This is a genomic window from Mycobacterium sp. (genome assembly GCF_049683935.1).
GTDB lineage: Bacteria > Actinomycetota > Actinomycetes > Mycobacteriales > Mycobacteriaceae > Mycobacterium.
In genome coordinates, this window is the sequence record NZ_JBAUJR010000009.1 from 1 (window position 1) to 13,484 (window position 13,484).

Consider the following 13,484-nt stretch of genomic DNA (forward strand, 5'->3'; position numbering starts at 1 on the left):
CGCGACATCAGACGACGGAGCGGGGACGCCCGCGACATCAGACGGCGGATCGGCGATCGGGTGCCCGGCCTCGGCCAGCTTCGCCTCGAGCTCGGCGACGGTCGTCGCCCCACCCATCAGCTCGGCCTGGGCCGCGGCGATCTCCTCGGCAGTACGACCCTTCTGCTGCTCGGCGAGATCGTCGACCTCGTCGCGGTGTTCCACCGCGTAGGCGATGAGCTTCTCGACGGCATAGAGGTTGGCGTCACGCACCGCGGTCAACTGGATCGGCGGCAGGTCGAAGTCGTACTCGACACGGTTCTTGATCCGAACCGCCATCAGCGAGTCGAGGCCGAGTTCGATCAGCGGCACCTCCCAGGGCAGATCCTCGGGCTCGTAACCCATCGCGGCGCCGACGATGGTGCCGAGCCGGTCACCGATGGTCTCTCCGGTGTCCGGCGACCACTTGGCGAAGCCTGCCGCGATGCCTGCGCCGGCGGTGAGGTTGTCCTGCAGGATCGCCGCGTCGGCGTCGTCGGACTCGGGCTCCTCCGCGACGGGCGCAGCGGCCGCCTCGGCTATGGTGCCTGCGCCCACTGCCGTGGGCAGTGCGGTGGCGGCTCCGTTGCGGCTGACAACGGCGTCGTAGACCAGGGTGAAGGACTCGTCTATCCGCGCGTGCACCTGCACACTCGCCCCACCGGGGTGCCGCGTCAGCGTCGTCACCAGCCGTGAGCCGTCGCCCGGGACCGCGCGTTGCTCCGACGCCACCAGCTTGGCGTCCGGAAGGACCGCTGCGGCAGCGGCTTTCACCAGTGCGGCCAGATCGGTCTGCCCCTTCGCGGCGTACTCGAACACATGCCTGCCGTCGGGGGTGGAGACATGGTTGCCCGGGATCACCGCCGAACTGTCGCCGGTGAAGTTCGCGTCGAGCCAGTGCTCCTTGCGCTTGAAGCGGGTCGGCGGGATGTTCGCGAAATCGAGCGCGCCGGCCAGGCCACGGGACCGTCGCGGGAAGAGCGTGCGGAAATCGAGATCGTGACCGTGGACGAACAGGGTGGCCATCGCGGTGGTCATCGAGTCCACCTCGTCCTGTTTGCGCGCCAGCGTCGCGATCAGTTGCGCGTCGTGCAGGCCGGCGCTCGCCGTCGTCAATCCAACCTGCATGAGCGCCACGGGGTTCGGCGCCAGTTCCAGGAACGTGGTGTGGCCGTTGTCGACGGCGTTGCGGATGCCGTGGGTGAAGTAGACGCTGTGCCGCAGCCCCTTCTTCCAGTAGTCGACGTCGTGGATCGGGTCCGCACCCGCACGGATCAGGTTGCCCTCGTGCACGGTCGAGTAGTACGGGATCTGCAGGGGCTGTGCTTCGATGCCCTGCAGTTCGGCGGCCAGTTCACCCAGCAGCGGATCCATCTGGGAGGTGTGGCTGGCGCCCTTGGTCTGGAACTTGCGGGCGAACTTGCCCTCCGACTCGGCCCGGGCGATGATCGCGTCCACCTGATCGGGCGGGCCGCCGATGACCGTCTGCGAAGGTGCGGCGTACACGCACACCTCGAGGCCGGTGAAATCCGAGAAGACGGTTTCGATCTCCTCGGCCGAGTACTCGACCAGTGCCATCAGCCGGATGTACTCACCGAACAGCATCGCCTCGCCCTCACCCATCAGGTGTGAGCGCGAGCAGATGGTGCGGGTGGCGTCGGCCAGCGACAGACCACCGGCGAAGTACGCGGCGGCCGCCTCTCCGAGTGACTGCCCCACCAGCGCACCGGGTTTCGCGCCGTGCGCCTTGAGCAGCTCACCGAGGGCGACCTGGATCGCGAAGATGGTGACCTGCGTGGTCTCGATGCCGTAATCCTGGGCGTCGTCGAGGATCAACTCGACCACGGAGTACCCGAGTTCGTCCTGGACCAGCGAGTCGACCTTGTTGATCCACTCGGCGAACGTCTCGTCGCGCAGATACAGGCTCTTGGCCATCTTGCGGTGCTGGGCACCGAATCCCGCCAGCACCCAGACGGGCCCGTTGGTGACCGGACCGTCGGCGGCGAGCACCAGTGGGCTCGGCTTGCCGTCGGCCAGCGCGCGCAGACCCTTCACGGCCTCGTCGTGGTCGTGCGCCAGCACCACCGCGCGTGAGCGCCCGTGATTGCGTCGCGACAGCGAGCGGCCGATCGATTCCAGCGACGACTCGCGGCCCTCGGGGCTGTCGATCCAGTCGGCGAGTTCTGCGGCCGTTGCCCTCTTGCGGGAGGTCAGGAATCCCGACACCGCCAGCGGCACAAGCTTGGCCGTGGGTTCTTCGGCCGCGAGTTCCTCGCGGGCGACCTCGGTGAGACGCAATGCCTCGTCGGTCAGTCCGGGGAGCTCGGGTTCGTCCTCGAAGGCAGCCGCAGGGGTGTCCAGACCATCGTCATCGTCATCGTCATCGGAGTTGATGAACTCGCCGTACTCGTCCATCCGCACGCCGCCGACGTACACAGCCTTGGCGTCGTCGTTGGCCGGGCTGACCACCGCCACATCGGCTTCCGGGGCAGGCTCGACGAGGTCGCTGGGCAGCACCTCGCGCAGCACCAGGTGCGCGTTGGCGCCACCGAAGCCGAAGCCGGACACTCCGGCGATCGCTTTGCCGCCGTAGCGCGGCCAGTCGGTGACCGTGTCGGCGACCTTGAGGTGTTCCTTGTCGAAGTCGATGTACGGGTTGGGCCCGCTGTAGTTTATCGACGGCGGGATCTTGTCGTTCTTGAGCGCCAAGGCCACCTTGGCCAGGCTGGCCGCACCGGCGGCCGATTCCAGGTGTCCTACATTGGATTTCACTGCACCCAGCAACGCCGGCCGGTCGTCGGCGCGGCCCCTGCCGATGACCCGGCCGAGCGCGTCGGCCTCGATCGGGTCGCCGAGGATGGTGCCCGTGCCGTGCGCCTCGACGTAGTCGACCGTTCGCGGGTCGATCCCGGCGTCCTTGTACGCCTTGCGCAGCACCGCTTCCTGCGCATCGGGATTGGGGGCCAGCAGACCGTTGGAGCGTCCGTCGTGGTTGACCGCACCGCCGGCGATGACCGCCAAGATGTCGTCACCGTCGCGGCGGGCGTCTTCGAGACGCTTGAACACCAGCATGCCGCCGCCCTCTGAGCGCGCGTAACCGTCAGCGTCCTTGGAGAACGACTTGATTCGACCGTCCGGCGCGAGCACGCCGCCCACCTCGTCGAAACCGACGGTCACCATCGGTGTGACCAGCGCGTTGACCCCGCCCGCAACCACGACGTCGGCATCGCCGGAACGCAGCGCCTTGATGCCCTCGTGCACGGCGACCAGCGACGACGAACACGCGGTGTCGATGGACATCGACGGCCCGCGGAAATCGAAGAAGTAGGACACCCGGTTGGCGATGATCGCACTGGAGTTACCGGTGATCGCGTACGGATGCGCGACGGACGGATCGGACAGCGCCATGATCATGTAGTCGTTGGTCGAACTGCCGACGAACACGCCGACGTTCTCGCCTCGCAGGCTTGACGCCGGAATCCTGGCGTACTCCAACGCTTCCCACGTCAGTTCCAGTGCCATCCGCTGCTGCGGATCGATGTTGTCGGCTTCCATCTTCGACAGCGCGAAGAACTCCGAGTCGAAGCCCTTGATGTCGGACAGATAGCCGCCGCGGGTGTGCGCCTTGGCGACCCGCTCGGCGACGCGCGGCTCGGAGAGGAACTCCGACCACCGCCCCTCCGGCAGGTCGGTGATGGCGTCGCGGCCTTCCAGCAGCGCGGTCCACATCTCGTCGGGAGTGTTCATGTCGCCCGGGAAACGGGTGGCCACACCGACGATCGCGATGTTCATGACACCTTCATCGACGTCGCGCGACCAGTCCTCGGCGTCGAGAGCCGCGGTGTCCACCTCAGGCTCGCCCTCGACGATGACGGTGGCCAGCGCTTCGATGGTCGGATGCCGGAACGCGACGGTGGCGGTCAACGTGACGCCGGTGAGGTCCTCGATGTCACTGGCCATCGCGACCGCGTCCCGCGACGACAGTCCGAGCTCGACCATCGGCGTCGATTCGTTGATCGAGTCGGGCGCCTGCCCGGTCGCGTTGCCGATCCAGTTGCGCAGCCACTCGCGCATCTCGTTGACGGTCATGCCGAAATCTTCGCCATCGGCCGGCGCCGGCACGTTGCTCGAATCATCTTGTGCTTCAGCCATGTTCACATAACCTCACGATCGACACGCGGCCGTGGCCGCAGTTGCCGTTGCTGTAGTTGAGCGTCAGTCCAACTCATCCGGGAAGGCGTTGGCCACCTTGCCGCTGCGCAGGCTGCCGTCCAGGTAGGCCGCCCGGCAGGCCCGCCGGCCGATCTTGCCGCTCGACGTCCTCGGGATGGCCCCGGCCGGGGTCAGCAGCACGTCGCGCACCGTCACGCCGTGGCGCACCGCGATCGCGGCACGGATGTCGTCGGCGATCGGACCCATGTCGAGCTTGTGCGCGCCCGGCGCCCGCTCTCCGACGATGACCAGTTGTTCGGAGCTGTCGTCGGGGTCGCGCTTGAGACCGGCGTGGGCATCGGCGAACACCTCGTCGGGGAGCTGGTTCGCGGGCACCGAGAAGGCGGCGACGAAACCGGTCCGCAGCGCCTTGGTGGACTCCTGCGCGGAGTACTCGAGGTCCTGCGGGTAGTGGTTACGACCGTCGATGATCACCAGATCCTTGACGCGGCCGGTGATGTAGAGCTCGCCGTCGTGGAACGCGCCGTAGTCCCCGGTGCGCACCCAGGTCGCGTCGTCGGCTGCCCCCTGGGCGTGTGACGGGTTGGTGCGCGACTTGAGGATGTTCTGGAAGGTGGACACCGTCTCCTCGGGCTTGCCCCAGTAGCCGGTGCCCATGTTCTGACCGCTGATCCAGATCTCGCCGATCTGACCATCGGGCAGCTCGGACGCCGACTCTGCGTCGACGATGACCGCCCACTCCGCCACCCCGACGACGCCGGCCGAAGCTTGGGCCACGGCCTTCTCCGAGTCCGGTGGCACCTCGACGAAGCGATGGTTGTTGAGCTGTTCCCGGTCGACGGAGATGATCTTCGGCGAGTCGTCGATATGGGTCGACGAGACGAACAGCGTCGCCTCGGCCAGCCCGTAGGACGGCTTGATCGCCTGCGGGCGGAATCCGTAGGGGCCGAACGCATCGTTGAAGTTGCGCACCGTTGCCGCCGAGATCGGCTCACTGCCGTTGAGCAGCGCCTTGACGTTGGACAGGTCCAGCGGCGGCTCGCCGTCCTTGGGCAGCCCACGCACCGCGGCGTGGTCGAACGCGAAGTTCGGCGCCACCGAGATGACGCCGCCGGTGTCGTCGGGTTTGCGCGCCATCTCGCGGATCCAACGCCCCGGACGCCGAACGAAGGCGGCCGGCGTCATGAACGAGATGTAGTGACCGATCACCGTGGGTAGCAGCACCGTGATCAGACCCATGTCATGGAAGAACGGCAGCCACGAGACCCCCCGGTCCCCTTCTTCGGCGGACAGCGCCTCGATGACCTGCACGACGTTGGTCGCAAGGTTCAGGTGGGTGATCTGCACACCGGTCGGGATCCGCGTCGAACCGGAGGTGTACTGCAGGTAGGCGATGGTGTCGTGCTGGACGTCGACCGGCTCCCAGGTGGCGCCGACCTCGTCGGGGACTGCGTCGACGGCGATGACGCGAGGACGCTCGTTGGCCGGCCGGCTCCGGAAGAACTTCCGCACCCCTTCGGCGGCCTCGGTGGTGGTCAGGATCGCGGTCGGCTTGCAGTCGTCGAGGACCGCGTGCAGGCGACCGACGTGGCCGGGTTCGGACGGATCGAAGAGCGGTACCGCGATGCGCCCGGAGTACAGCGTGCCGAAGAACGCGACGAGGTACTCGAGGTTCTGCGGGCAGAGAATGGCGACCCGGTCTCCGGGCTCAGTGACCTGCTGCAGCCGCGCGCCGACGGCCTTGTTGCGCTTGCCGAAGACGGCCCAGCTCAGGTCCCGGACGACACCGTCGCGTTCTGTGGAGAAGTCGACGAAGCGGTAGGCGACCTTGTCCCCACGAACTCGCGCCCATCGCTCGACGTGCTTGACCAGGTTCCCGTTCTCCGGGAACTTGATCAGTCCGTCCTTGATGAACGGGTTATGGAAGGCCATCTCACACTCTCCAATCGAACGGGATCGGCGATCCCACTCCATCCATGTCGGGATTGCATCCCAGCCCGGAGATCGTACCGGGAAGAGGGCCCCCCAACCCTCAGGCGCAGCACAACGCTCTTAGATTTTCCTTAATGTTAGGCCATGGTAGGACCGGGCCGTCACGCAGGACAAATCAACCCGATCACGTATCAGCCATGTTTTGGCTGCGGAGCGTTATCGATCAGGCCCTGCGCCCAGTTCAGTGTCCACTGCGTCGCCGGCAGGCCGTCGAGATTCCAGAAATCGGGTGTGGCGTACATCGCGTGCACGGGCTGGCCCGCCCCGCCGCTGAGCACCTCCAGCGTCTTCGGGAGCTGGGTGATGTTGAACGCCGACTCCGGAGCGGCGCAGATCAGGTCCCCCCGCGCGCAGATCTCGTAGGTGCGGTCGTTGAGCGCCCCGAACCCGCCGGGACGCGGACCCGACATCGTGAGCCCGAGGGCCGAGAGCGTCGGCACCTCGTGCAGCGTGATCTCCGCACCCTGACCTTCGGCGTTGGGCCCGATCTCCTGACCGACGCCTGCCTGCCGGCGGCCGTCGGCGATCAGCATCGCGCCGAGGACCAGGTCCTGGTCGACGGGTCCGCGGCCGTTGCCCACGTCGCTGGCGATGTCACCGGCGATCACCGCGCCCTGCGAGAAGCCGACCAGGACGTAACTGGTCAACGGGCAGCGGTTGTTCATGTCCGTCATCGCGGCGACCGCGGCGCGGGTTCCTTCGGCGCGGCTGTCGTTGTAGGACATCTGCCTGTCGGCCGACAGCGGATTGTGGAACTGCGCGGTGTACGGCACGGTGAACACCTCGAGGCGGTCCGAACCGAACTGCGCACGGATCGGATTGGTGACGTTGAGAAGCAACGCCGCCGGGAACTGCACCGGGTTGAACGGGTCGAGCGCCACCGAGGACTCCCAGGTGCCGGGAATCGAGATCAGCTGAACATCCGGGCAGCTGGCGTCCTGGAACTCCGGGCGTGGCTTCGTGCCCGTCGGCGGTACGGCCGTCGGCGGGACCGCGCTGGGCGGGACGGCGGTCGGCGGGGCATCGGGCCTTCTCAGGACGACCACCACGATCGCCACGATCAGCACCACGACAAGGCCCACCGCGCCGGCTGCGAACAGCGCGAGAAGTCGATGGCGTTTCCGCCGGTTGGTCTTCGCCATTGAGTATTCGTGCTCCTGCTAGCAGAGTCGTTCTGTCGCGATGCGAATGTAGTCGGACGTCGCGGCGTCGACCTCACCCACCGATGGCACCATCCCGTCCGCGTCGTCGCGGTTGTCCGGGTCGGTGACCTCGTTGCGCACCAGCGGCGCCACAAAATCCCACACCGCCTGGTCGGTCTGTTTGGCTGCGCGCGCCTGACAGACGTAGGAGCCGATGCTCAGCGCGGTCAGGTCGGTGGACGTGTTCACCCCGGCCGCTTCGAGCGCGTCCAGGTAGGACTGCTGCCGCGGGGTGACGACCAGGGCATTGGACTGGGCGCCGGCCTGCGGCGGCCCGGGCAGTTGCGCCGACGTCCGGGCGTGCGCCGGGGGGGATTCCGTCTCAGACCCCAGACCGACCATCATGTCCTCGCCGAACGAGCACCCGGTCAGCCACGCCGCCGACGAAGCCACCACCAGCGACATACCCGCCAACGCTGACCTGGACCCGTTCTGCACTCCTCCAAGGTACCGGCTGCCCGAAGGCCGACCGGGTTACCGGATGGTCGCGACGAGTTCGCCCGACATCGCGGCGAGTTGGCCGCTCCACGAACCCCAGTCGTGATTACCGCCGGTCGGGAAGTCGAAGTGGGCGTTGCTCCCACCGATCCCCCGGTAGTGCTGGTAGAAGCTGCGGTTGCTGCCCTGAGCCTGGTCACAGTAGTTGATCATCGCGGCCGGGTCACTGCACGTGGTGGTAGCGGGGCTGAACACCCACAGCCGGGTGTTGTTGTCCACCAGCAACTGCGAGTGCACGTCCGGGTCGTGCCATTTCCAGCGGCCCAGCTGTGCCGCACCCCACATCGCCTGGGTGTTCACGCCGCCGAATGACGCGAGCCCCGCGGTGATGGCACCGTTCATCGCCGTGGCCGACGGCGTCAGGAAGCCCGACAGCGATCCGGCGAACCGGTACCGGTTGGGATGGAAGGTCGCCATCGTCAGCGCGCCGGTACCGCCCATCGCCGCGCCGACGATGCCATGCCCGCCAGGAGCCAGTCCTTTGTTGGCGGCCAGCCAGTTCGGCAGCTCATCGGCCAGGAACGTCTCCCACTGCTTGCTGCCGTCCTGCTCCCAGTTGGTGTACATGCTCCAGGCGCCACCGGCGGGGGCGACGACCGAGATGCCGGAGCCGGCCAGCGTGTTCATCGCATTGCCCGCGGTCACCCAGTTGCTGACATCGGGAGCGGCGTTGAACGCGTCGAGCAGGACCACGGCGTGCGGGCCGCCGCCCTGGAAAGCGACCGGGATGTCACGGCCCATCGCCGCCGACGGCACCATCAGCATCTCGACGCCCTGCGCGCCCGCGGTCGGGGGTGCCCAGGTCTGCGACGACACGGCGCCCACGGACATAGCCGCCACGGCCAGCGCCGCAGCCGCGATCATTCGAGTCAACGCACGCATCGGCCCCACCTTTTCTCTGGCAATCTCTCGCGTCCCTCTGCCGACACCCGTCCGGCCTACCGCAAAGTAGTGAATCACATCACTGCGACGGGCCGGGGCTAAAGCGACTGACGGCGGTGACCCTGGAGAGGATCACCGCCGTCAATATCTGTTGTTGTCAGGTCAAGCCCCGGAAGACTCAGCCACCGATCTCGGCAGCGGGAGCTTCCACCGGCGCCGGCGGAGCCGACGGCTGCGGGATCGCACCGAGGGCACGCTGGATGTCGGGCATCATCTGCTGAAGCTGCTGACCCCAGTAGCCCCAGCTGTGGGTGCCGTTGGCCGGGAAGTTGAACACCCCGTTGCGACCACCGGCGGCGATGTACTCCTCCTGGAAGGTCTTGTTGGTGCGCAGCGTGAAGCCCTCGAGGAACTTCGCGTTGAACAGGTTGCCCGAGCTGGAACCGGCGTCGAGCTCGGAAGGCTTGCCGTTGCCGCAGAACACCCAGATGCGGGTGTTGTTGGCCACCAGGCTGGAGATGTTGACCATGGGGTCGTTGCGCTTCCAGGCAGGATCACTGGACGGGCCCCACATGTCCTCGGCCTCGTAGCCGCCCGCGTCACCCATCGAGATGCCGACGAGCATGGGCCACCAGCCCTCGGAAAGGTTCAGGAAGCCGGACAGCGAGCCCGCGTACTGGAACTGATTCGGGTGGTAGATCGCCAGCGTCATCGCCGCGGAACCGGCCATCGACAGGCCCACTGCCGCGTTGCGGCCCGGATCGACACCCTTGTTGGCGGCCAGGTAGGCCGGCAGCTCGCTGGTGAGGAAGGTCTCCCACTTGTAGGTGCTGCAGCCCGCTTTGCCACACGCCTGCTTGTACCAGTCGCTGTAGAAGCTGGACTGGCCGCCGACGGGCATGACCACCGCGAGGCCGGAATCGAGGTACCACTCGAATGCCGCGGTGTTGATGTCCCAGCCGTTGAAGTCGTTCTGCGCGCGCAGACCGTCGAGCAGGTAGACGCCGGGGGCGTTGGGTCCACCGCTCTGGAACTGGATCTTGATGTCCTGGCCCATCGCAGCGGACGGCACCGACAGGTACTCCACCGGCAGACCGGGACGAGAGAAAGCCCCTGCAGTCGCCGAACCGCCGACGGCGCTGATCAGGCCTGGCAACACGGCTGCCGCTGCGGCTACCACCGTGAGCCGACGGCCCCATGCGCCGAGCTTCTTCGGAACGAGCTTCATCCTTGTGTCTTTCCCATCTGTCGTAAAAACGGCAACGGACCGGCTGGACTCAAACGGTCACCACACCGGCCACGTTGCCTTCGTAGTCAACCACAACTCTGTGGTGTTCTCTCATTGCCGCGAACGGCACGAAGAGGTCCGACATATGCCTTATCTGACCGACATGGCTGCAACGTTACGAAAGCAGAAAACTCCCGGTGCCGCCAAATCGTCTGCCGCTCAAGGCCCTGTCGCGGGCAGCCCGGTGTAGGGCGGGTTCACCGGCTCCGGTACCGGCAGACCGCACCGTTCGAGCTCGTACAGCGGCACCCTGTCTATCCGGTAGCGGGTCAGCTCCACCGCGTTGAGCAGGTTCGACAAGAACCGGCGGGGACCCATCGGCGCCCGGATCGCGTTCAGCGCGGCCTCGGTCTCGGGGCACTTCAACGCCGCCTCCGCCTGCCGGATCCAGTCCTCGTCGAGGTAGACGGGGATGTAGGGCCGTTCCTTCAGGAAGGGGCCCTCGGCGACCGCCCAGTCGGGGAACAGGTTCTTGTCGTGACCGATCCGACCGTCCTCGATGCGCGCGGTACGCGCCGCCAACGGGTTTGCCAAGCCGATCTGGTCGATCACCCTGACATCAAGGCCGACGTTCATGCCCAACATGCCCAGGTTGGTGAAAAACACTGTGTGGGGCCCATTTTTTTCACCTGGAGGATCCGCAGGGGCATCCGGTGGCGGTGGTATCGCCGGCACCACCTCCCACATGTCATAGTTGCCCGCGGGGAGCAGGAGGGCGCCGTCCGGGGTGTTCTCGATGGCGGTCAGCACCGCACGCATCCGCGGGTAGTCGAGGTAGTCGGCCGCCGTCACCGGATGGGGATTACCGGTCGCCTGCGCGTAGAACCGACGTTCGTCGACGATGCCGGTGTAGGTCACGCGGGTGGCGTCGGCGCCCATGCCCGGCGAATTCGCCGCCCACAGTGCCCAACCCGCCACCGCAAGCCACAGCACGCTGGTGGCCCCGGCGTAGAGGTAGCCGGCCCCGCGTGCCATTCGCGACTTGTCCGGCAACATCAGCGGGATCACCGCGACCGGCGCCAGCAGACAGAACATGGGCGTCAACAGCACGCGCCCGTGCATGAAGTCACCGCCCTGACGGATCCAGTACACCGCCTGCAGAGCGCCGCTGACGAGCATGAACGCGACCACCGCCTGGGGGCTCTGCACCGTACGCGCGAGCAACCGGGAACCCGGCGGTGCCTGGCGGTTGACCCACGACGGCCGACCGCGCAGCAGCATCACCATGAGCGCCAGTCCGACCAACAGGATCGCCGGAGCCCACAGCAGATAGGGCTGGTTGAAGTTGGCGAGGTAGGTGAAGCCCTGCTGCCACTTCGCACCGGAGGCGTCCTTGGCCACCGCGGTGCCGGGGACGATCAGCCCGTAGTACCCCATCCGGAAGATCTGGTAGGCCACAGGGAGAAGGCCGCCCACCGCGACGATCAGCGCGCGCCGTCGCCAGTCCGGTGCCGCGATCAGCATCATGACCAGTGCCAGGCCACCGATCAGCGCCAGTTCGGGGCGGACCAGCACGCTGAGGCCGGCGACCACCGCCAGCACGATGTCGAAGGCCTGCGAAGTGCTCGGGTTCTCGGCCCGGCGCAGCCCTTGGGACCAGCAGACCATCATCCACCAGAGCAGTCCCAGATACGCCAGCACCAGGCCGTTCTCCAGACCGGAGGTGGCGAAGTCGCGGGCCGGGGGCACCGCGATGTAGACCAGCGCACCGGCGGGAAGCAGCAGCGCGCGCCGGCCCGCGAGTGTCGGCGCGTACAGCCGCGCCGTGCCCAGCATCACCAGCGCCACCCCGAGAACGCTGAGCAGCAGCGCGAATGTCAGCGCCACATACTCCAGCCGGGCCGAACCGGAGATCAGCCCGCCGAAGTACATCAGGTACGACCACACCGTCGAGGTGTTGGCCTCGACCCGTTCACCGGCATTGAAGACGGGGCCGTTGCCCGCCAACATGTTTCGGGTGGTCCGCAGCACGATCAGGCCGTCGTCGGCGATCCACCGACGCTGCCAGGCACCCCATCCGAAGAGCAGGCACACCAGCGTCACGCTGACCCAGAGACTGATCCGGACCGAGACGTCGTAGGGGAAGGCCGGCCAGCGGGCCAGTCGGACCGCCGCGGCGGTCGTCAGACGACCCGCCGGCGTGGTGTCCTGGCGCTCAGCTGAGGAAGATTGCGGCACCGATGGTTCCGATCCATGCCAGCGCCAGCAGCTGGAGCACCCGGTCCCCGAGGGCGATCTCCTCCGGTTCACCTGCCGCACCGCCGTCGACGTCGACCGCGTAGCGCAGGATCGCAATCGTGAACGGCACCATCGAGATCACGAACCACGAGGTGCCGCCGGTCGCATCGCGCTCGAAGGCCCACAGCCCGTAACAGAGCACCAGCGCCGTCGCCGACAGAGTCCACACGAAGCGCAGATACGAGCTGGTGTAGCTCTCCAACGACTTTCGGATCTTGGCGCCGGTCCGTTCGGCCAACTGCAGTTCGGCGTACCGCTTCCCGGCCGCCATGAACAGCGACCCGAAGGCCATCATCAACAGGAACCATTGCGACAGCGGCACGTCCGCCGCGACACCACCGGCGATCGCCCGAATCAGGAACCCCGACGACACGATGCAGATGTCGATCACGGGCTGATGCTTGAGCCCGAAACAGTAGGCCAGCTGGATGCCGATGTAGACCGCCATCACCACGGCCAGGTTCGGGGTGACCAGCCACGAAATCGCCAGCGACGCAACGCCCAACACAGCGGCCATCCAGTAGGCCAGCCACTGCGGCACCACCCCGGCGGCGATCGGGCGGAACCGCTTGGTCGGGTGCGCGCGGTCGGCCTCGACGTCACGCGCATCGTTGACCAGGTACACCGACGATGCCGCCAGGCTGAACACGACGAACGCCAGAAGGACGCTGACCAGCACTTCGCGGTAGTCGTAGGCGTATCGGTCGTCCCCGAGCGCGGCCACCGGGGCCGCGAACACCAGAACGTTCTTCACCCACTGACGGGGTCGAAGCGCCTTGACGATGCCCGCGGGGAGATTCTTCGGCGGTCCGGCGGTCGAGCCGGTGTCCTGACCCACCTGGGATGAGCTCATGGCTACTCGAGGCCTCCTTCGACCCGGTCCGACACTGCGCCGACCACCTTCGCGACCGCGGCCCCGACTGCGATGCCGGTGAGCACATCACTGGGGTAGTGGACACCGAGAACCAAGCGGGACAGCGCCATCGGCGGCACCAGCAGGGCCGGCAGCGGCAGACCGGTGGGCCGGGCCAGCAGCATCGCCGCCGCGGTGGTGGAGGTGGCATGCGCGGACGGGAAGCTCAACCTGCTCGGTGTGCTCACATTGACGGCGATCGCCGGGTGGTGCGGGCGCCGGCGGCGCACAACCCGTTTGATGACCACCGCGCAGGCGTGGGCGAGGAACGCTCCCGCCC

General features: G+C 67.3%; 9 protein-coding genes. All 9 read right to left on the reverse strand.

Annotated elements, in window-relative coordinates; translation table 11 throughout:
• Positions 1-4,170: polyketide synthase Pks13 (pks13, locus tag WA965_RS00410; protein ID WP_526446884.1), on the reverse strand; the 4,170-nt coding region annotated here is incomplete at its 3' end.
• 63 nt (positions 4,171-4,233) lie between these two features.
• Entirely contained in the window at positions 4,234-6,123 is a 1,890-nt protein-coding gene (fadD32, locus tag WA965_RS00415) for a long-chain-fatty-acid--AMP ligase FadD32 (RefSeq protein ID WP_526302808.1), read from the reverse strand.
• 191 nt (positions 6,124-6,314) lie between these two features.
• Positions 6,315-7,325, reverse strand: coding sequence for a carboxylesterase Culp6 (gene culp6, locus WA965_RS00420; protein WP_526302809.1), 1,011 nt, complete (start codon positions 7,323-7,325; stop codon positions 6,315-6,317).
• Positions 7,326-7,343: 18 nt separating this feature from the next.
• Positions 7,344-7,790, reverse strand: coding sequence for a DUF732 domain-containing protein (locus WA965_RS00425; protein ID WP_178359725.1), 447 nt, complete (start codon positions 7,788-7,790; stop codon positions 7,344-7,346).
• Between the two features lie 69 nt (positions 7,791-7,859).
• A complete protein-coding gene (locus tag WA965_RS00430) occupies positions 7,860-8,765 on the reverse strand; it encodes an alpha/beta hydrolase (protein ID WP_526302810.1) in 906 nt (301 codons plus the stop codon).
• Positions 8,766-8,943: 178 nt separating this feature from the next.
• Positions 8,944-9,993 carry an alpha/beta hydrolase gene (locus tag WA965_RS00435; protein WP_526302811.1) on the reverse strand — a complete coding sequence of 350 codons (1,050 nt, stop codon included), beginning with the start codon at positions 9,991-9,993 and terminating at the stop codon, positions 8,944-8,946.
• Between the two features lie 219 nt (positions 9,994-10,212).
• The gene (aftB, locus tag WA965_RS00440) at positions 10,213-12,231 is read right to left on the reverse strand and encodes a terminal beta-(1->2)-arabinofuranosyltransferase (RefSeq protein ID WP_526302812.1); all 2,019 of its coding nucleotides are present in this window, start codon (positions 12,229-12,231) and stop codon (positions 10,213-10,215) included.
• Positions 12,209-13,144, reverse strand: a complete 936-nt coding sequence (locus WA965_RS00445) for a decaprenyl-phosphate phosphoribosyltransferase (protein WP_178359722.1) — start codon at positions 13,142-13,144, stop codon at positions 12,209-12,211. The genes aftB and WA965_RS00445 overlap by 23 nt, the downstream gene beginning before the upstream one ends.
• A 2-nt stretch (positions 13,145-13,146) precedes the next feature.
• A partial coding sequence (locus WA965_RS00450; protein ID WP_526446885.1) for a phosphatase PAP2 family protein occupies positions 13,147-13,484 on the reverse strand: 338 nt, incomplete at its 5' end.